Below are 18988 nucleotides of genomic sequence, written 5' to 3'. Positions count from 1 at the left end.
TAGTGGTTTTGAGAGAGAATTTTGATATGGTCGAAGACCCTGATCTTGCACTGACGCGTGAGGTTTCGTTGAACCCTGACCACGCAGCGCTCTTGTTAATTGATGTTCAGAACTTCAGTGCAAAACGCGAAGGGGCGGAATTCAAGGACCTCTCGGATGCCGAGTTTAACGAAACTTATGGATGGTTTTTTGATCAGCTGGAAAGCCGTGTTGTGCCCAAAATGCAAGCGCTTCAGTCAGGATGCCGCACGGCCGGGGTCGAAGTCCTCTATACCACCATCGAAAGCCTGACCAAAGACGGCAGGGATCGGAGTCTGGATTACAAAATCACCGGCTTCAACGTGCCCAGAGGATCCTGGGACGGCAAGGTAATTGAAGAGCTCGCACCGGGTGACGATGAGATCGTGCTGCCCAAATCATCCTCTTCTGTTTTTGTATCCACCCATATCGATTACATCCTGCGCAATTTGGGCGTCAAACAACTGGTGTTGAGTGGTTTAATTACGGACCAATGCGTAGAAAGCGCCATCCGCGACGCCTGCGATCTGGGATATTTGGTAACCCAAGTCACGGATGCCTGTCTGACGTACTCCATGGAACGCCACGAAAATTCGCTAAGCACCATCAAGGGCTATTGCCGCCAGGTTACCACTCAACAGATTTTGGATGAGCTTGCCGAACATGGGTAAAATGGACCGGACACAAAGGGTGTCTGCATGAGTGATGCCGGGCTGCTGACCCATCCCGTGCGCTTGCGGGCGGCAAATGTCAGCCGCACGATGGTCTGTGTGATCTTGTTAGCCGTTGCGGTTGCTGTTCTGACGGTGTTTTTCGGACGTGCCGGTGAACGTATCGCGGTGCAGATGTGCGTGAACGTGGCCGCCGTGGTGGCGCTCGGGGTGTTTTGCGGCAACACTGGTATCGTGTCCTTTGGCCACTGTGCATTTATGGCGATAGGTGCATATCTGTCGGGGATCCTGACAATGCCAGCGGGCATTCAGCGCACAGCTCTACCCGAACTCCCAGTATTTCTGGCAGGTCATGAACTCTCATTCTGGATAGCGTTGCCTTGTGTTGCGCTTGCAGGACTGGGCTTTGCCGCTCTGAGTGGAAGCGCAATTGCCCGGTTGGCGGGGGCTTCGGCGGCGATCGCATCGCTGGGACTGCTGATCATCACGCATGGTGTCGCGGTTGGCGCCCGCGAAATCACGCGCGGTAGCCAGACCTTTTTCGGAGTGCCGCGCATTGTTGATCTACCACTGGCTTTTGGCGCAGCATTTGTCTTTATCGTGGTCGCGCGCCTGTATCGCGAGAGTCCTCGGGGCCTTTTTGCGCGCGCAGCCCGTGATGATGCAGATGCCGCCGCTGCCCTAGGGATTAATCCACAGCGCACTCGGTACGTCAGCTGGTGCCTTTCCGGTACGATGTGCGCTCTCGCTGGCGCGCTGTATGGGCACATGCTGGGGGCTTTCTCGCCCGCGTCCTTCTATCTGTCGCTGGTTTTTGCCCATGTTGCTATGATGATCGTGGGAGGCATGGCGTCCGTTGGTGGCGCCGTGACTGGCGTGATCGGCGTAACACTGCTGCAGGACGGTGTGCGCCAGTTTGAAGGGGGCGTGGATCTCTTTGGTTTCGCATTGCCCGAGGTTTTCGGATTGACAACGGTGGTGTTGGGACTGGCGATCCTGTTGGTGATCTGGCTGCGTCCTACTGGAATTGTCGGTGGGTTCGAGTTGGGTCCGGGTGCGGATGCGCGCCTGTTTAACCGGATGACGCGACGGACAGATCCAGCGCCACCGCCTGGGCGCGTCCGGCAAACGACACTTGCGGCGCAAGGTCTGTCAAAGAGTTTCGCCGGCGTAAAAGCCGTCACCAACATGAGTTTTACCGCCCCGACGGGACAGGTTACCGGCTTGATTGGTCCGAATGGTGCGGGCAAATCAACGCTCGTCAATCTGATGACGCGCCAATACCATGCCGATGCTGGCAGTACGATGCTGTCTGACATTGATCTGAGTGCCGTTTCCCGTGAAGGCATTGCGCGGGCCGGAGTGTCGCGTAGCTTTCAGAACCTGCGCCTGTTTCAGGGTTTGACGGTCTACGAAAACGTATTGGTCTCAGCTTTAGCCGCCGGTCATGCGCGGTCGGACGCCGCAGCCATTGCATTGCGTGAGCTGCAGGCCTTTGATTTGGGCGCGCTGGCAGCGACCCGGGCGGATCAACTGCCCTATGGCGCACGGAAACGCTTGGAAGTCGCGCGTTCGCTGGCACAGGACCCCGTCATATTGATGCTGGATGAGCCTGCCGCTGGAATGAACCCGTCTGAAACCGAAGATCTTGCGGATAGGTTGATCAAAGTGCGTGATACGCGCGGTATTGGCATTTTGCTGATCGATCATGATCTGCGTTTCGTCAATCGCCTTTCCAGTTGGACGGTAGTCATGAACAGGGGCACATTGATCGCCGAAGGCACCCCGGAAGACGTACGCGAAGACCCCGGCGTCATCGAGGCTTATATCGGTCGTGGACGCACCGCGGCTGCTGTTGCACACAATCAAAAAGAAACTGCCCCCTAAACAAGGAGTAAAACCATGACTTTCAGAAATCTGCTTTTGACAACCACCAGTATGCTTGGTGTTGTTGGCGTGGCCAGCGCGGAAGAGTACATCATCGGCGTGATGTCCGCGCAATCAGGCTATCTCGCCCCTTACGATGGCCCGGCTTATGCGGGCTTTCAATATTGTATTGACCAGAAAAATGCCAACGGCGGTCTAAATGGCACGCATATGGTGAAGACCATCGTAAAGGATACCCGATCTGACATTGCCGAAGGTGTCAAAGTGGTTCAGGAAATGCTGGATGACGGTGCACAATTTATCGTCTCGTCTGCCGATGCCGACCCGACCATTGCTGCCGCGCAAATTACCATGGCGGATGGTATCCCGACCATGACTTTCGCAGGCACAGCGCCGGTTCTGACGCAAGTGGGACCGCATGTTTTCGGCAGCTATCCTGCGGACAATCAGCAAGGGGCCGTGTTAGCGGCCTATGCGCGCGATCAGGGTATGGACAATGTCTACTTGGTGAAGTCACCAGACAGTGCCTATACGCTTGGCGGACCAGAGTATTTTGGTGAAGCGTTTGAGGCTCTTGGCGGCAGTATCGCGGGACAGTCCAACTATTCGCTCAACCAGCCCGACTTTTCAGCGATTGTGACCACAATCAAAGCAACGGAACCTGCACCGGATGTTATCGTGACCTGGGCCTGGGAGCCAGATTTCCCAGCATTCATCAAAGCGCTGCGCGGCGCAGGCGTAGAGACGCCGGTGATGGGCGGTGATGTGTTGGACACGCCGACGGTACGTGGTCTGGGTGAAGTGGTGGATGGTGTGATCCATACTTCGGGCGGTTTTCCGGATGAAGGTTCTGCCTATGCCCAGTTTATCGACGATTTCAAGGCTGCAACGGGCACTACGCCGGACAATAATTACTACGTCAACGGTTGTGATATTGCCAATATGATCGAACAGGCCATTGCAGCCGCCGGATCGACCGATCCTGCCGCCGTGGCCGCGGCCATGGCAGAGATCGAAGACGGCTCGGGGATCATGTCGAACTTCACCTTCAAGGACACCGATCGGATGCCGCTCCGCGAAGTCGTAGTGGCGCGGATTACAGGCAGTGGTGAAAAGGAGTTTGTTCTCCGCACCAAGGCCGATCCTGAAACCCTGCCGCAGCCATAATATCCCGTGGCGATGGAAACTGCACTGAAGATCACAGGACTTGATGTTCGTTACGGTCCGGTCCGCGCCATACTCGGCGTGGATCTGACCGCCGTGAAGGGCGGTGTGACCGCCTTGCTGGGCGCGAATGGTGCTGGGAAAACCTCTACCGTGATGGCCATCGCAGGGGCTCGTCGGATTTCTGGCGGGTCAGTTTCCATCTTTGATGAAGACATGACGGGGGCCACGCCCGACGCCATCGTGCGCGCGGGCGTGGCCATTTCACCCGAAGGTCGACGTGTTTTTGCTGCTCTTTCGGTCGAGGAAAACCTGATCCTTGCGGGTTCGGTGGTCACGGATGCGGCAGTAGCGGCAGAACGCAAACGCGCGATGATGGAACGGTTTCCCATTCTCGGAGAACGGCGAAAGCAATTGGCAGGACTATTGTCAGGCGGCGAACAGCAAATGTTGGCCGTGGCGCGCGCTTTGATGAGCGGCCCTCGGTTGCTGTTGATGGATGAGCCCTCGTTGGGGCTGGCACCTCAGATGGTGGATACCATATTTGGCCTTGTCGAAGAGCTTCGCGGCGAGGGTATCTCCATCCTCCTGGTCGAACAGAATGCCACACTGGCGCTCGATGTCGCCGACCATGCGGTCTTGCTGGCCAATGGAGCGGTTGCAGCGGCCGGCAAACCAGCGGATCTCAAAAACGACAAATTGCTACAAGCAGCTTATCTGGCGGCCTGACATATGGACCTGATTTTACAACAATCCATCAATGCCATCAGCCTTGGCGGCGTTTATGCGATGCTGGCACTTGGATTGGCTATCGTGTTTTCCATCGTTGGGCTGATCAATTTCGCCCATGGTGATATCATGACTTTTGGCGGTTATGGCATATTCTTGTCGCTTGCCTTTGGCATGTCACCTGTATCTGCACTGGCCGTGGGCATCGGGGCTGCTGTGGTCATGGCATTGACACTGGAGCGTACGGCATTTCGGGCCATGAGAGGGGCGGATGTTGTAACCTTGCTGATCACGAGCTTTGCGGTATCTGAAATCCTTAAAGTGCTCTTCCAAAATGGCATTTCCGCGCGTCCGGTACCCATTTCATTGCCGGCCGCATGGTCGGGCACATACCAGATGGGCGGCGCAACAATCGGCGTCGTGCCTACGGTTTCAATCATCGTGGCCTTTGCTGCGCTGGCCGGGTTGACGCTTTTTTTGCGTCGCACACCCACGGGGATGGCGATGCGAGCTGCAGCCGAAGATCTCGAGATGCTCAAGTTGCTGGGCGTGCGGGCCAACCGGGTGGTCGCTTTTGCCTTTGCGCTCTCAGGCCTTCTGGCAGGAATTGCGGCAGTGATATGGACGGCGCAACGAGGTTCTGTCGATCCCATGATGGGGTTCTTCCCGGTGCTGAAGGCCTTTATCGCAACGGTTCTGGGCGGATTGGGAAGCTTGGGCGGTGCTGTGCTGGGTGGATTCGTCATTGGCATTCTCGAAGTTCTGACGCAAGCGTTTTTGCCCGACGGATTGTCACCCTACCGCGACGCCATTGTTCTGGCCCTTGTGATCGCAGCATTGCTGTGGCGTCCGGATGGCTTGATCCCGGCAACCAATGCAAACCGGTCTTGAAAACGAAGACCGCTGGCCGCCAATGAGCTTCGTTGCCCGGGAGATGCCGCCTTGATCGAAAACGCGCACTTTGGTCCACATGATCCAGAACCCGTTGAGTGGGTCCGTCCGGAAAGCCAGAGCCCCGTGTTGTTGGTCTGCGAGCATGCCGGTCAGGCGATCCCTACTGATCTAAAGGGTTTGGGGTTGCCAGTCGGCGCCATAGATCTCCACATCGGGTGGGACATTGGTGCGGCACGATTGGCCCGGTTGCTATCTGAGAAGCTGGATGCGCCGCTGGTGTTACAACGCTACAGCCGATTGGTGATTGATTGCAATCGACCACCGGGCGTGCCTGATTCAATTCCTGAAACCAGCGATCAGCTAGTCATCCCCGGCAATCAAAACCTGCATCCAACCGCGTGCAAGACACGCAGGCGGTTGATCTTTGATCCGCTTGACGTTGCAATGGCAAAAGGACTTGAACTATATCCTCGCAAGGCTACTTTTTCGGTACACTCCTTTACACGTCAGATGCAACTAGGCCCTCGGCGAAAATGGGATGCGGGGTTCTTATGCAGGCGGGACGTGGCTGCCGCAGAGACATTCGTCGATACCATAAAAAAGCGCGCATCTGGTCTGATGCTGGCGATCAACGAACCTTACCAGATCGATGATCAGGGAGATTGGTTCATTCCGCATCACGCTGAGCCAAACAAGTTGCGCCATACGCTGATCGAGGTGTGCAATGATCAACTGCGCAGTGACGCGCAAATCTCGCTATGGGCGGATCTGTTGGCAATCTCCATCAAAGCGGTACTGGCCAAAACGCCTTAGAGTTGGCTTTTTTACGCAAGGGCCAAAGGTCGCGAGCCAACATCCAAGTAAACCCCACTAACAGAGGGCTTGTGTACAAGTTGATGCTGTTTCGGTTTAAGATCACGGGTAGCCAAGTTTTTGAGGCGGAACCTCACCGTTGACGCGACGCTATCACTTCAGGAAACGTGTCACCACGTTTTGCAGCAACTGCGAAACGTCATTGTCAAAATTCTGCCAGGGCAGACAGCCGCAAAAAGTAATGGACCCGGTTGTGAATACAGATCCTCCGCCCTCGTATTCGGTTAGAACCATATCGGCATGCATTGCGTCTTTTGCGCTGCCGCCTGTCAGGTTCGTCAAATGGGTTAATTGCTCTTCAGGGACCAGCATGAAGCCATTTTCCCGTGTGACCGATTGCGCAAGTAAGACCGCGTTTGACAAGGTTCCAAGGCGGAAATCCATGTGGTCCAGTTCGAACCCTGCGGCGCCGTTCCCAGAAAACCCGTAGTTGCCAATGAGCTCCGATTTGACGCCATCAAAAACCCAATCGTAGGCAGGGTCCATGCAGACACGCCGGTACGGGTCGCCGTAGAATTCGCCCTGGGCCGCGAACCCGACCCCTACAAGCGCTTGGGGTGGACGACCGTTGCGACGCCACAAGCCTCCGTAGGTGCCATCAAAAGCGTTGTAGTATTCGCCAGGTTCGGCGGCCCAAGCGCGAATTCCATCTTCTGCTCTGCGAATTTCAAGCAAGTCTTCGCGCTCTGGATGCAAGGCAATCCGCCAGTAAAATCCATTGCCACCCAGATAGAGCAGGTTGCCACCATCGTCGCGATAGTCGCGCAGCGCGTCGAGGCTTTCGCTGGTGTGGTATTCTGGATGCGTGCCGGTTGTGACGGCACTATAGCCATCAAGCGCTCTTACACCTTCGTTGTGCAATTCCCGATCGGTGATGATGTCGTAGTCGATTCCCTTTGCATGGAGCCACGAAATCAGATGCATATCAGCTGGAAAATGGCGTAGGCCCGAGCAACTCGTCTGGCCAAAAGTAAAGTAGCCCGGTTTGAGGTTGAACAATGGGCGTTTGTGCGAGGCGTGGCAAATTCCGGAGCCATCAGCATGGTAGTTGTAAGTCGACAAGCCATATTGCGGATGTGAGGCTGGGTTGTAGGGATAAGAACCCCATTCGTGAATTTGGTCCTGCCATGACGGTTTGAAATCTGGCCGTGCATGGTTGCCGTAGATGGCGTAGGTAAAAGTAGAGAACAAGACACAGAGTTTTGCGCGTCTTTGACCCAAAGGCGGGCAAACAAAGAACGGTATCGCGTCTTCATGTTTTTCGCAGCTTATCCGCATAACGTAGACGCCCGAGGGCATGTCATCGGGCAAAGTAAAGGAAAAATCCGTTTCCCATTCGAAATCATAGATGTCGTCCTGGTGGAAGTGGATCGCACCATAGTGAGACGGTTTGTGCGTCCAGTTCATTTCGCTGCCGTCCCAGGCCGAACCGGTCATAGCGCACGCTGGGGCGTTGATCAGCTGCAAATCCGGCCCGTGACACGCAGGCACGCACGCGCTCGAGATGTCCCGCGAAAAGTCCCATTGGCACAGGGGCCTGCCATCCACCGTAACAGAAGGCGCCTCGATCTTGCCGTTGAAAAACTGCGCAGGCTGTCCTTTGAACAGCCGGGCCGCGACAGTCGGCACCCCGGAGATGGTAAGGTCCAATGCTGCGGTTGTTTTCGTTGAGTGCGACACCTCGCTGCTTTGACGCACAGGCTGACGAGAGATTGAGATTTCATCCGCCGCGAAGCGGGCTTCAATCCGTGTCCAACGCCGCAAGGGCAGGGGATGTTCCGTGGAGACCCTGTGCCCATTCAAGACCGCCGTAGCTACGCCGGATGCGTCAAGTCTCAGTTCATCGTCGCCGATTGCCAGGATCGTTTGTGTTTGATCGCTCCTAAACATGGGATTGATGACGGCGGACAATGTGACTTCTGAAGTAGGTGTCGCTTTCACATCTTTTCGACCCATCCCATAAGAGCCGGCCTGAAAAGGTCGATGCACCGATGGAAAATGCGCTGTCGCGAAATACTGCGAGGCGTCTTCTTCAACAATACCAGGGCCTTCAGGATTTGGATCTGCGCTGATGGAGCGCATCAGACGGGCCTCAAAAGGGTCCGTGCAGCAACTCGACACCTTGAATTCCAGAGTATCGCCGGGCCGGGCCGACAGCGGGTCCACATAACCCAGCAATGGCAAGTCGTTTTCTTGTTTCGCCATCGTGCCCGCTCTGATCAATTCTTGCTCGAAGACTTGCCGAGTTCTATCGAAATTGCAATGCATTGAACCCGAAGTGGGACCATTGTCTTGACTGTGCGCACACGTTGACGATCAATGCGGCGAACGGGAGTATGTATCGTGGACCAAACGCAGCGCGACCGGCTGACCAGTGCCCATTGGGGCACCTATCATGTGGATGTGAAAGAAGGCCGCGTCACAGGGCTGCGGACCTTTGACCAAGACAGCGATCCATCGCCAATTGGCCATGGGATTTCCGATGTGCTGGATGGTCCCACCCGGATTACTGCGCCGATGATACGCAAAAGCTGGCTGGAAGGCGGTCCTGGTACGGCGGGGCATTTGCGTGGCGATGAAGGCTTCGTGGAAGTTAGTTGGTCCGAGGCGAACAGGTTGGTTGCGGATGAGCTGAAACGCGTGATCGACGCCCATGGCAACAGCGCCATTTATGCCGGTTCCTATGGTTGGGCGAGTGCTGGCAGGTTCCATCATGCTCAGGGTCAACTCAAACGGTTCCTCAATTGTATCGGCGGTTTTACACGTTCCAAAAACACTTACAGTTTTGCTGCAGCGGAAGTCGTCGTGCCCCATGTGTTGGGCGATTTTCGCGGGCCTCTGGATCAGACGACCAGTTGGCAGTCGATTGCCAAGCACTGCGAACTCTTTGTTGCTTTTGGGGGCGTGCCTCTTAAAAACGGGCAGATCTCCCAAGGGGGGCTTGGCGAACATGTGCAAAAAGCGGGTGTGGCTGCGGCTTTCGACGCCGGAGTGAAATTCGTGAACATCTCTCCGCTCAAAAATGATTTGCCGCCATTTGCCCAGTCTGATTGGATCGCACCGCGTCCGTCTACAGATGCAGCGCTGATGTTGGGCTTGGCGCATGTCCTTTTGACCGAAGACTTGTACGATAAGGCATTTTTGAAAAAGTATACGGTCGGCTTCGATGTTTTTGCTGCATACCTTCGGGGCGATACGGACGGTATTCCCAAAAGCGCAGATTGGGCGGGCGAAATCTGTGCCCTGTCTGCTGATACCATTCGCACGCTTGCCCGTCGCATGGCGCAAAACCGTACGATGATTTCGGTGAGCTGGTCCTTAACTCGTCAGGATCATGGTGAACAACCCTATTGGGCCGCCATCACCCTATCCGCAATGTTGGGGCAGATCGGATTGCCAGGGACGGGAATTGGCTTTGGCTATTCCGCCGTAAACAATGTCGGGGCGCAACGCCGCGAGATTGACTATGCCTCCTTGCCGCAAGGGCGCAATCCGGTGACGGAATTCATTCCGGTGGCGCGCGTGACTGACATGCTGGAAAACCCCGGTGGCGCTTTTGACTATAACGGCCAGCGCCTGACCTATCCGGACGTCCGGCTGGTGTGGTGGGCTGGTGGCAACCCGTTTCACCATCATCAGGACCTCAACCGCATGCGCCGAGCTTGGGTGCGACCTGAAACTGTGATCGCGAACGAATGGTGCTGGAATAGTCTGGCGCGCCATTCTGACATCGTTTTGCCCTGTTCCACTTCGCTGGAGCGCAGTGATATCGCCTTGACCCCAAAAGACCCGTTTCAGGTTGTTATGGACCAGATCATAGAACCAGTTGGGCAGGCAAGAAGTGATCATGATATCTTTCGAGGGATCGCATCCAATTTGGGGATCGAAGCGGAATTCACCGAAGGGCGTAGTCCTGTCGAATGGCAACGCTGGCTTTACGATATCTCGCGTCAATCTGCTGCCCGTGAAGGCGTAACACTACCGGATTGGGATAGTTTTCAACGTGATGGAGTACATCGCGTACTGCCACCGGAGCATGATACGGTCATGTTAGAGGCGTTCAGAAAGGACCCCGTGGCACATCGATTGCAAACGCCGAGCGGTAAGATCGAGGTATTCTCCGAAAAAATCGCCGGATTTGGTTACGATGACTGCCCCGGTCATCCGGTTTGGATTGCGCCGCTGGAATGGGCGGGCAATGCGCGGGTTTACCCCCTCCACATGATTTCAAACCAGCCCCGCAACAAGCTGCATTCGCAACTGGATCATGGGTCGGTGAGCCAATCAGATCGGATTGAAAGCCGCGAGCCGTGTTTGATGAATCCGTCTGATGCGTCGGCTCGCGGGTTACATCCGGGGCAGACCATAAGGCTGTTTAATGCCCGCGGATCCTGCATTGCGGGACTTCAAATCTCGGATGATATCATGCCGGGTGTAATTCAGATTTCGACCGGTGCATGGTACGATCCCGAAGGCACGGCATGTCGCAACGGCAACCCCAATGTGCTCACCCCGGACAAAGGCACCTCGCGGCTAGCTCAAGGACCGATTGCGCATTCGTGTCTTGTGGAGGTCGAAGCTGCGCCTGCCGACACTTCACCAACCCAGATATACACCGCACCTGAGATTGTGAAACTGTAGGTGACTTACTGTCAGGAGTGTCCAGTGAGTTTTCGCTTGAACGAACCAGATCGCAAGCCCTTTTCATGCCATTCGCATCAAGTGCAAGGAAAAGGGTTTGTAGATATGGAATTAGGTCATCGGCGCGTTGTCATTGGCAAAGAATGGAATGCGATAAACGTTCCCGACGCGGGTAAAGCGAGGGATGCCGCGCAAAAACCGGTCAGGAAACTTCAGTCAATACTGGCGCTTCCGTTGCAAACCAACCTTTTCCCGGAACAGCGGCCAGCAACTCGGTGGTATAGGGGTGTTTAGGGTTGGCAAAAAGATCAGCCGTGGGCCCGATCTCAACCACTTCGCCGCGTTGCATGACAGCGATTCTGTCGCAGACCTGTGCGGCCACCCGCAGATCATGCGTGATAAAGATCATCGATAGGTTCATCCGATCGCGAATATCGTCCAGAAGGTCCAGGATTTGCGCCTGGATCGAGACGTCCAGAGCAGAAACAGGCTCATCCGCAACCAGAATTTTGGGCTCCAGCGCGAGCGCGCGCGCAATGCCAATGCGCTGCCGTTGCCCGCCTGAGAATTCATGCGGAAACCGATCATAGGCGCGGTCGTCCAACCCGACAATGCGCAGCAATTCCAGCGCCTTTTCGCGGGCTTCGGTTCGGCTGGCGCCGTACATCTCCGGGCCTTGCGCTATGATCCTTCCGACCTTGGCGCGCGGGTTCAGAGAGGCGAAAGGATCTTGAAACACCATCTGGATCTGCGCGCGATGAGGACGCATCGCCGCCCGTCCCAAAGGACGTAGATCGACGTCGCCTAATAGTATTTCTCCGGCTTCAGCGTCATTCAGGCGCACCACACATCTGGCCACGGTAGATTTGCCAGAGCCGGATTCCCCCACAATCCCGAGTGTTTCGCCCCGCGTCAGATCTAATGTGACCTCTTTGGCAGCATGCACCACACGGGCCTTACCACCAAAAAGACCGCCACCGCCGCGATAGGTTTTTGTCAGTCCTTTGACCCTCAACACGGTCTCTTCTGACCGCGGCCGCGCGGCGCGTGGGATCAGGCTTGGGACCGCTGTCATCAAGGCTTGCGTATAAGGGTGGGTCGGGTGACGCAGTACTTCTTCGGTGGTACCTGTCTCAACCACCAAACCGTTCTGCATGACGGCCACACGATCAGCGATATCCGCGACCACGCCAAAATCATGGGTAATGAAAACAACACCGGTACCATGAGATTCCTGCATCTGCTTGATCAACCGCAATACCTGAGCCTGCGTGGTGACATCCAGCGCTGTGGTTGGTTCATCTGCAATCAGAATTTTGGGGTCAAGCGCCAATGCCATGGCGATCATGGCGCGCTGTCGTTGTCCGCCCGAGAGTTGATGCGGGTAGGCGCCAAGAGCTTGTTCAGGGTCGGGGAGTTGCACGTCTTGCAACAGCTTCAATGCACGATCACGCCGTTCAGTACCCGGCATTTTCTCGTGAAAGCGAAAAACTTCGTCGATCTGGTTGCCAATGGTCATCACCGGATTGAGGGCGGTCATTGGTTCCTGGAAGATCATCGAGATCTCTGAGCCGCGTATCTGCCGAAGACGGGCTTCACTCGCGCTGGCGAGATCTTCCCCCAAAAAATTGACCTGACCTTTGGCGATATGCACATGCGGTTTGGGCAGCAAGCCCATAATGGCCCGCGCCGTCAGGGATTTACCGGATCCGGATTCGCCTACCACACAGAGGATTTCATTTGCATCCAGGTGCAGGTTTGCAGATTCGACCGCAAATTCACGCTGCCCCCCGGCAGGTAAGCCCACATGCAGGTCGGTGATTTCAAGCAAAGCGGTCATGAGCGGTCCCTCAGACGGGGGTTGAGCGCGTCGTTCAAACCCTCACCCACAAGATTTATGGCCAGCACTGTCAGCAGAATAGCGATGCCTGGAAAGGTGCAGACCCACCAGGCCGAGCGTAGCAAGGTGCGTCCCGCTCCGATTTGGAACCCCCAACTCATGATGTTCGGATCACCGAGGCCGAGAAAGGCCAACCCGCTTTCGATCAGGATCGCTGTTGCCACCATAAGCGAGCCGATGACGATGATCGGTGACAGGCAATTGGGCAAGATCTCTCCCAGCATAATCCGGACGTCGCCCATGCCCAAAGTGTGGCAGGCTTGAACAAATTCTCGATTTCTGAGACTGAGAAACTCGCCGCGTACCAGTCGCGCTACAGCTGGCCAGGAAACCACGGCGATGGCGATCACAATGCTCTGGATCGACGGCTTCATGATCGCCACAAGCAGGATGGCAAAAAGAAAAGATGGGATGGTTTGGAACATCTCGGTGGTGCGCATCAACAGATTGTCGATGATGCCACCATAGTAGCCCGCGAGCGCGCCCATGATCACCCCGATGAACACGGCCACCAGTGTGGCCAACAAGCCGATGAGCAGAGAGGTTTTCGCACCATGTGCGATGCCAGAGGCAACATCCCGGCCAAGTGAATCACTGCCCAGAAGGAACCCGTTTTGTCCGGGAGGCGACATGGATTGACCCGCCAAACTGAAAGGGTCGGCCGGGAAAAACAGTGGCGCCGAAACGGCCATCAGGAAGATCATGACCAAGATCATGACGCCCATGACAGCAGACCGGTTACGGGCGAAGAGTTTCCAGAAATTCATGGGTCAGGCCATTTCTATGCGCGGGTCAAGCGTGGAATAAATTATGTCCACGATGAGGTTCACCACCACGACCAAAACTGCAGAAAGCAGGAAAATCCCAAGTAGAAGGTTCAAGTCGCGGGCAAAAAGCGCCTCAAACGCGAGCATGCCCAATCCTGGCCAGGCGAAGACTGATTCCACAATGACCGAGCCGCCGATCAAGGCGCCAACCTGCACGCCTGCCATGGTGACAACGGGCAGCAATGCATTGCGCAAGACGTGCACGAAAACGATGCGCCGTTCTGTCAACCCTTTGGCCCGGGCGGTGGTTACATAATCCTGCCCGGCCTGTTCCAGCATCGAGGCACGCATTAGCCGCGTGTAGAGCGCAAGGTAAAAGAGCGATAGGGTAATGGTGGGCAACACCAAGTGATGCGCGATGTCCAAGACTCTGTCCCAGCCTTCATAGAACATGGAAAAATTCTCCATCCCCGAGGTTGGAAACCAACCCAGATTGAGAGAAAAGACAACGATGAGCATGAGCCCCACCCAGAAGAGCGGCGTGGCATAGGTAATGAGCGCGAAGATCGAGATCGCCGTGTCGCGCCATGTGTTAAGACCCGAGGCCGCGACCAGGCCAAGAATGATACCAAAGCCGACGGCAAGGCAAATGGTTGAGGTCATGAGCAGCAAGGTCGGCATGAACCGGTCCATGACCAATTGGCTTACCGGCATGTCATGGCGAAACGAGTATCCCAGATCTAGGGTAAGGACGTTTTTGAGGTACACGCCCAACTGTACGATCAGTGGTTTGTCGAGACCGAACTTTTCGCGCAACTCGGCCATGTATTCGGGGGTCGCGGAGCCGGCCTCTCCGGCGAGCACATCAACTGCGTCACCTTCGGCCAATTGCAACAGGAAGAAATTGAGAACCACAATGGCAAGCACGATGGGAATAGCCTGCACCAAACGCTTCAGCACATATCGCGTGCGCCGCTTTGAACCATCCATACTGTCGTTACCTTTTTGGAGATCGGCACCGATCAATAGTCTTGACCGGTGCCGTTTGTTTAACCACTTCGACGGTGCAAGTTACTCAGCAACCGATGCCTTGTCGAAAGGTCCGTAGGCCCCCAGCGCGGAGGTGGCGTGATCCGCCAGCTTGTCGTTGTAGACGGTCAGGAATTCCATCTCAAAGAGGTTCGCGACGGGCATGTCTGTTGCCAGAATTGTCTGGATCTTACCGTAGATTTCAGATCGTTTTTCCGCATCGGGTTCCTGTGCGCCTGCATCCAAGAGTGCATCGAGTTCCGGGTTGGAATAGCGCGACGAGTTCACAAAATGCGTGCCTTGACGGATTTGATCAGTGCCGTAGTGGCGATGAACACCCAGCACCGGGTCGGGCAGCTGGTAAAAGTAGTTCACGTTCATCTCGAAGTCATAGTCGGCATAGATGCGGTTCAGCCATGTGGGCACGTCTTCGTAGCGTAACTCTACTTCAATCCCCAGAGGTTTCATGGCCTGCTTCATGTACTCGCCCGCCCGGCGCCAGTCTTCTCCGTAAGGGATCAAATCAAGCGTAATGCTCGCCCGCACGCCATTGTCGTCCGGCATGATCCCGGCATCGTCGAGTTCTTTGATTGCAGCTTCAAGGTCACCGGAAGCTGGATAGTTTGGCAAGCCATCCTTGTAGAGACCAACCTTATCGAAGTTCGACGACAGCGCCGAAGTAGCTGGTTTTCCGTAGCCAAACCAGATGTTGTCGATCAGGAACTGACGATCCATGACCAGCGACACCGCACGGCGCATGGCCGGATTGTCAAAGGGTGGTTTGGTTGTGTTGAATTCAATCAAAGCCATGGGGTTGATCATCGAATAGCCATCGGTTGTGACCGAAAAACCGTCCTTCTCACGCAACCGAACAGCGTCGATATTGGGGATCGCGCCATAGGCGCCATACATCACTTCTCCGTTTTCCATCGCGGCAGTTCGCGTGGAGGCATCCGGAACGAAACGCCCGACAATGCGTTCAATGAGAGGATAGCCTTCTTTCCAATAGTTTTCGTTCTTGTCGAGACGGATGTACTGACCTTTTTTCCACTCCGTGAAGGTGAACGCACCGGTTCCCACGGGGTTTGTGGCCAGCTCAGAGCTGCGCAAGTCCGTGCCTTCGAGAAGGTGCTTTGGCACAATCGGACTTTCATAGGCGGACAGTGCCCGAAGCATGTAGGGTGCTGGGTTTTCAAGGTTGAAAACAGCGGTGTAATCGTCAGGTGTGTCGATCGATGTTACTTCGCGAAACGAATTGGGACCGCGCGGGTGAACCTGCTTAAGGACATCCATCACGGTAAAGGCAACATCTGCAGAGGTGAAAGGTTCGCCATCATGCCACGTCACGCCCTGGCGAAGCTTGAATGTCACCGTCTTGCCATCTTCGCTGACCACATAGCTTTCGGCAAGAGAGGGAACAATGTTGAGATCGTTGTCATAGTCAAACAGGCCATCGTAAATTTTGGGGCCAACCAGGCCAATGGGCCCTGATGTCGAAAGAAAAGAGGCAAGAGATGGGGGTTCGGGTTGCACCAGATACACGAGGTTTTGTGCCATGGCAGCAATGGGCGAGAGCGCGAGCCCCACGGCACATGATGCCCCCATAAATAGGGTCTTTAAGTTCATTCAGTACACTCCTTGTTTAGCATTCGTCCATTTCGGGTTCGAATTACCGTCGTTTTTTTGTCTTCGTTGTCACGAGATCAGCATTGGTCTTTCCCCAGACGCAATCGTCAACGAAAAGCCGACAGTTGCAAGACTATGGCACCAAGCAACCGAGAATTGCTACTTTTTTAATCGGATTTGCGAAATCTGGCTTCGGGACCGGCTCAATCAAAGGCAATCCGCCTCTGTCTGAGCCAGATCAATAGGGGGTTCGGACTGATAAATTGGTTTTAATGTGTCGCGCACTCGTGACCCTCAACCATGCATTCGAACCGGTTGAATGCGATGCAAACAATGCACCAAATGCCGACCCTTTTTTCCGCAAAGAGTAGCATGTCCTTAAGTATCACGGTGCGCGCGATAGGCTTTTCAAAAGGGGCAACTCAGGGAATACACCGCTTAAATTTTGGTTCGATATCTCACCCCAAATATATGAACTTAAATGATGAATTGACGACATCTAAGGTTCGTTCTGTCGACAACTCCTATCAAGTATGGAACAGGTCGCGGCATTTTCTTTTCGATTTTATGACCCTGTTCTCGTGTCTGATGCGATGGTGTCAACAATGCTGTAACTTGCATCTGGAAGCACGTGAGGCCCGCACCGAATTCTGCAACAATAGGACGCCTTGCGCTGCGATTGAAAGGTCTTTGCAGAAAGCGGTTTACGCGCCACGCTTTGATGCGCATTTTGACGGTATGTCTATTGACCCGACGAAACCGTTCTTGGCGCGTGTGAGCGATGCTCTCCCAAATCTGTATCCCAGTGAACGCATGTTGGCGGAGCTCGTGCTGGATTTTCCTGGCGAGATGGCAAGCTACACCGCCAGTGAGCTAGCGGAACTGGCCGATGTGTCTAATGCCACTGTATCGCGTTTTGTGCGACGGATCGGTTATGCCTCTTTTGAAGAAGCACGACGCGCCGTGCGGGACGAGCAGAAAGCAGGCACGGCGCTGCTGCGTTTGTCATCGAATTCGGCGGCAGGGACCGGGGCGGTCAACCGGCATTTTGATACGTCAATCCAAAACTTGAAACAGACATACGCGACACTGGACGACGCTGTTATTGACAGTTTGGGCAACGCTATGATTGCAGCGCCGCGGGTTTGGTTCGTCGGATTTCGAGCTGGTCATTCATTTGCCCAGTATCTTGGCTGGCAGACATCGCAGGTTTTGCAGAGTGTTACGGTTTTGCCCCTTGCAGGAGAGACGCTCGCGGAAAGCCTGGTGTCACTGGGCGAACGAGACGTGGTCATTCTGATTGCGTTGCGTCGAAAACCCAAGATCGTGTCCGCAGTGGCTTCGGCGGCGCGGTCTGTAAGAGCCGGTCTTGCGGTACTGGAGGACCGACCCTCGCCGGATCTTGCCGACGCAAACTGGCATCTGAACTGTGCAACCTCCACCAGTGGGCCATTGATGAACCATGTCGGCTGTATGGCGGTCTGCAACCTCTTGTGTGCACGCACGATCGAGCTTTCCGGAGCGAAGGGCCGCGGTCGCATGGCGGCGATCGAACAAGCGCACAGGCGCTTTGGCGAAATGTGAGCGTCTGGCGCGCAGCTCGGCGACGATGGTCCGGACAATTCGAATCGTGCGTACTTTCAAGGAATACAGGCGCTCAATCTGCCGCTTTTAAAGGCATACTCCTGATTGTGGATTCAGATTGAGAGAAAAATGTTTTTCTTGAGATGAATGTGGATAAAAGTTTTTTTCATACCGCTTTTCCATACGCAGCGCCAAATTCCATTGAAAGGATCTTGAAATGATCACCCCCCGCCTAAGCCTGATCGCCTCCGTCAGCGCCGTTCTCTTTCCCGCTGTTGTCTCCGCGCAAGCGGTGATGCAGATCAATTCGTCGCTTCCCGAAGGTTCGTTTGCTCATGTTTTTCTGCAGGAATACGAAACCCGTCTTGAAGCCGCTGCACCTGGTGAAATTGATGTTCAGATCTTTATGTCTAACACATTGGGCAAAGAAGAGGACGTACTTCAGGGGCTTGGCTTCGGCACGCACCAGGCTTCGCTTTCGGCTTCAGCTGTGTCCCAAATTAATGCGCGCACATCGATCTTTGACTTGCCGTACCTGTTCGAAGACCGGACCGCGGTGCTGAGCTTCATCGACAGCCCGGCTGGCGAGATGCTGGCGGATGGATTTGAAGGCACGGGAATGGTGCTTGCCGCCATGTGGGACAATGGTTTCCGCCAGATCACCAACAATCAGCGTCCCATCGTAACGCCCGCGGATCTTGACGGCCTAAAAATCCGCACCCCCACAAATCGCCAGCGCGTTGAAATGTTCAACACCCTCGGTGCCAACGCCACACCGCTGTCCTTTGGTGAGGTCTATTCCGCGCTCGATCAGGGCACCATCGACGGGCAGGAAAATCCAGCGAACGTCGTCGATACCGCTAAGCTGTTCGAGGTGCAGGGTTACATGTCCTTGTCAAACCACGTCTACCTCCCCACCTTTCTGGTGATTGGCGAACCGTTTCTCGCGTCGCTGGACGAAGACCTGCGCGCGACCGTGATCTCGGTTGCAAAAGACGTGGCACCCTGGACCTTCGAATGGGGCGAGACGACAGATACCGAGACGATCGCCGCTCTGGCCGACAAGTTGGAGATCAACGAGATCGATTTCCCCGCTTTCCAGTCCGCCGCCGCGCCGTTGTATGAAAGCCCGACTTTTGTAGACGTGATTGGTGCGGATATGATCGCAGCAACGAAAACCGCGCTTGGTATCGAATAAGAACCTG

Annotated in this window: 14 protein-coding genes; 9 read left to right on the top strand and 5 right to left on the bottom strand. The window is 55.2% G+C overall.

What is annotated here, in order from left to right:
- The first annotated feature begins 26 nt into the window (after positions 1 to 26).
- The 6 genes from AB8B75_RS14145 to AB8B75_RS14120 are packed head-to-tail and all read left to right on the top strand — an operon-like array spanning position 27 to position 6176.
- Positions 27 to 689 (top strand): isochorismatase family cysteine hydrolase, encoded by a 663-nt coding sequence (locus tag AB8B75_RS14145; protein WP_405363173.1) that lies wholly within the window; start codon positions 27 to 29, stop codon positions 687 to 689.
- A 27-nt stretch (positions 690 to 716) separates the two neighbouring features.
- Positions 717 to 2576 (top strand): ATP-binding cassette domain-containing protein, encoded by a 1860-nt coding sequence (locus tag AB8B75_RS14140; RefSeq protein ID WP_405363171.1) that lies wholly within the window; start codon positions 717 to 719, stop codon positions 2574 to 2576.
- A 15-nt stretch (positions 2577 to 2591) separates the two neighbouring features.
- Complete coding sequence (locus AB8B75_RS14135; RefSeq protein WP_405363169.1) at positions 2592 to 3743, top strand: ABC transporter substrate-binding protein; 1152 nt, start codon at positions 2592 to 2594, stop codon at positions 3741 to 3743.
- 12 nt (positions 3744 to 3755) lie between these two features.
- Entirely contained in the window at positions 3756 to 4469 is a 714-nt protein-coding gene (locus AB8B75_RS14130) for an ABC transporter ATP-binding protein (protein WP_405363167.1), read from the top strand.
- Between the two features lie 3 nt (positions 4470 to 4472).
- Positions 4473 to 5360, top strand: a complete 888-nt coding sequence (locus AB8B75_RS14125) for a branched-chain amino acid ABC transporter permease (protein ID WP_405363165.1) — start codon at positions 4473 to 4475, stop codon at positions 5358 to 5360.
- 51 nt (positions 5361 to 5411) lie between these two features.
- A complete protein-coding gene (locus AB8B75_RS14120; protein WP_405363163.1) occupies positions 5412 to 6176 on the top strand; it encodes an N-formylglutamate amidohydrolase in 765 nt (254 codons plus the stop codon).
- A 153-nt stretch (positions 6177 to 6329) separates the two neighbouring features.
- Here AB8B75_RS14120 and AB8B75_RS14115 read toward each other — a convergent pair whose 3' ends face one another.
- Positions 6330 to 8441: a N,N-dimethylformamidase beta subunit family domain-containing protein gene (locus tag AB8B75_RS14115; protein WP_405363161.1), complete on the bottom strand. Its 2112-nt coding sequence runs from the start codon at positions 8439 to 8441 to the stop codon at positions 6330 to 6332.
- Between the two features lie 138 nt (positions 8442 to 8579).
- Here AB8B75_RS14115 and AB8B75_RS14110 point away from each other — a divergent pair, with 138 nt between their 5' ends.
- Positions 8580 to 10877, top strand: a complete 2298-nt coding sequence (locus tag AB8B75_RS14110) for a molybdopterin guanine dinucleotide-containing S/N-oxide reductase (RefSeq protein ID WP_405363159.1) — start codon at positions 8580 to 8582, stop codon at positions 10875 to 10877.
- Between the two features lie 202 nt (positions 10878 to 11079).
- On the opposite strand, the gene AB8B75_RS14105 is transcribed toward AB8B75_RS14110, so the two are convergent.
- The 4 genes from AB8B75_RS14105 to AB8B75_RS14090 form a co-directional block, all read right to left on the bottom strand.
- Positions 11080 to 12717, bottom strand: a complete 1638-nt coding sequence (locus AB8B75_RS14105) for an ABC transporter ATP-binding protein (protein ID WP_405363158.1) — start codon at positions 12715 to 12717, stop codon at positions 11080 to 11082.
- The gene (locus AB8B75_RS14100; RefSeq protein ID WP_405363156.1) at positions 12714 to 13544 is read right to left on the bottom strand and encodes an ABC transporter permease; all 831 of its coding nucleotides are present in this window, start codon (positions 13542 to 13544) and stop codon (positions 12714 to 12716) included. The genes AB8B75_RS14105 and AB8B75_RS14100 overlap by 4 nt, the downstream gene beginning before the upstream one ends.
- A gap of 3 nt (positions 13545 to 13547) precedes the next feature.
- A complete protein-coding gene (locus AB8B75_RS14095; RefSeq protein WP_405363155.1) occupies positions 13548 to 14534 on the bottom strand; it encodes an ABC transporter permease in 987 nt (328 codons plus the stop codon).
- Positions 14535 to 14615: 81 nt separating this feature from the next.
- Complete coding sequence (locus tag AB8B75_RS14090) at positions 14616 to 16199, bottom strand: ABC transporter substrate-binding protein (RefSeq protein ID WP_405363153.1); 1584 nt, start codon at positions 16197 to 16199, stop codon at positions 14616 to 14618.
- 690 nt (positions 16200 to 16889) lie between these two features.
- Between AB8B75_RS14090 and AB8B75_RS14085 the strand changes: the two genes are divergently transcribed.
- Positions 16890 to 17783: a MurR/RpiR family transcriptional regulator gene (locus AB8B75_RS14085; RefSeq protein ID WP_405363151.1), complete on the top strand. Its 894-nt coding sequence runs from the start codon at positions 16890 to 16892 to the stop codon at positions 17781 to 17783.
- Positions 17784 to 18000: 217 nt separating this feature from the next.
- Positions 18001 to 18981, top strand: a complete 981-nt coding sequence (locus AB8B75_RS14080) for a TRAP transporter substrate-binding protein (protein WP_405363150.1) — start codon at positions 18001 to 18003, stop codon at positions 18979 to 18981.
- Positions 18982 to 18988: the final 7 nt, after the last annotated feature.

Source organism: Roseobacter sp. (assembly GCF_045106495.1).
Classification (GTDB): Bacteria; Pseudomonadota; Alphaproteobacteria; order Rhodobacterales; family Rhodobacteraceae; genus Roseobacter.
The sequence above is the reverse complement of the archived record's forward strand: the minus strand, read 5'-3'. Positions and strand labels throughout refer to the sequence as shown.

Bases quoted from the DNA above. Each gene is read 5' to 3' on its own strand.
- AB8B75_RS14145 (WP_405363173.1), top strand. From the start codon at position 27: ATGGTCGAAGACCCTGATCTTGCACTGACGCGTGAGGTTTCGTTGAAC.
- AB8B75_RS14140 (WP_405363171.1), top strand. From the start codon at position 717: ATGAGTGATGCCGGGCTGCTGACCCATCCCGTGCGCTTGCGGGCGGCA.
- AB8B75_RS14135 (WP_405363169.1), top strand. From the start codon at position 2,592: ATGACTTTCAGAAATCTGCTTTTGACAACCACCAGTATGCTTGGTGTT.
- AB8B75_RS14130 (WP_405363167.1), top strand. From the start codon at position 3,756: ATGGAAACTGCACTGAAGATCACAGGACTTGATGTTCGTTACGGTCCG.
- AB8B75_RS14125 (WP_405363165.1), top strand. From the start codon at position 4,473: ATGGACCTGATTTTACAACAATCCATCAATGCCATCAGCCTTGGCGGC.
- AB8B75_RS14115 (WP_405363161.1), bottom strand. From the start codon at position 8,441: ATGGCGAAACAAGAAAACGACTTGCCATTGCTGGGTTATGTGGACCCG.
- AB8B75_RS14105 (WP_405363158.1), bottom strand. From the start codon at position 12,717: ATGACCGCTTTGCTTGAAATCACCGACCTGCATGTGGGCTTACCTGCC.
- AB8B75_RS14100 (WP_405363156.1), bottom strand. From the start codon at position 13,544: ATGAATTTCTGGAAACTCTTCGCCCGTAACCGGTCTGCTGTCATGGGC.
- AB8B75_RS14095 (WP_405363155.1), bottom strand. From the start codon at position 14,534: ATGGATGGTTCAAAGCGGCGCACGCGATATGTGCTGAAGCGTTTGGTG.
- AB8B75_RS14090 (WP_405363153.1), bottom strand. From the start codon at position 16,199: ATGAACTTAAAGACCCTATTTATGGGGGCATCATGTGCCGTGGGGCTC.
- AB8B75_RS14080 (WP_405363150.1), top strand. From the start codon at position 18,001: ATGATCACCCCCCGCCTAAGCCTGATCGCCTCCGTCAGCGCCGTTCTC.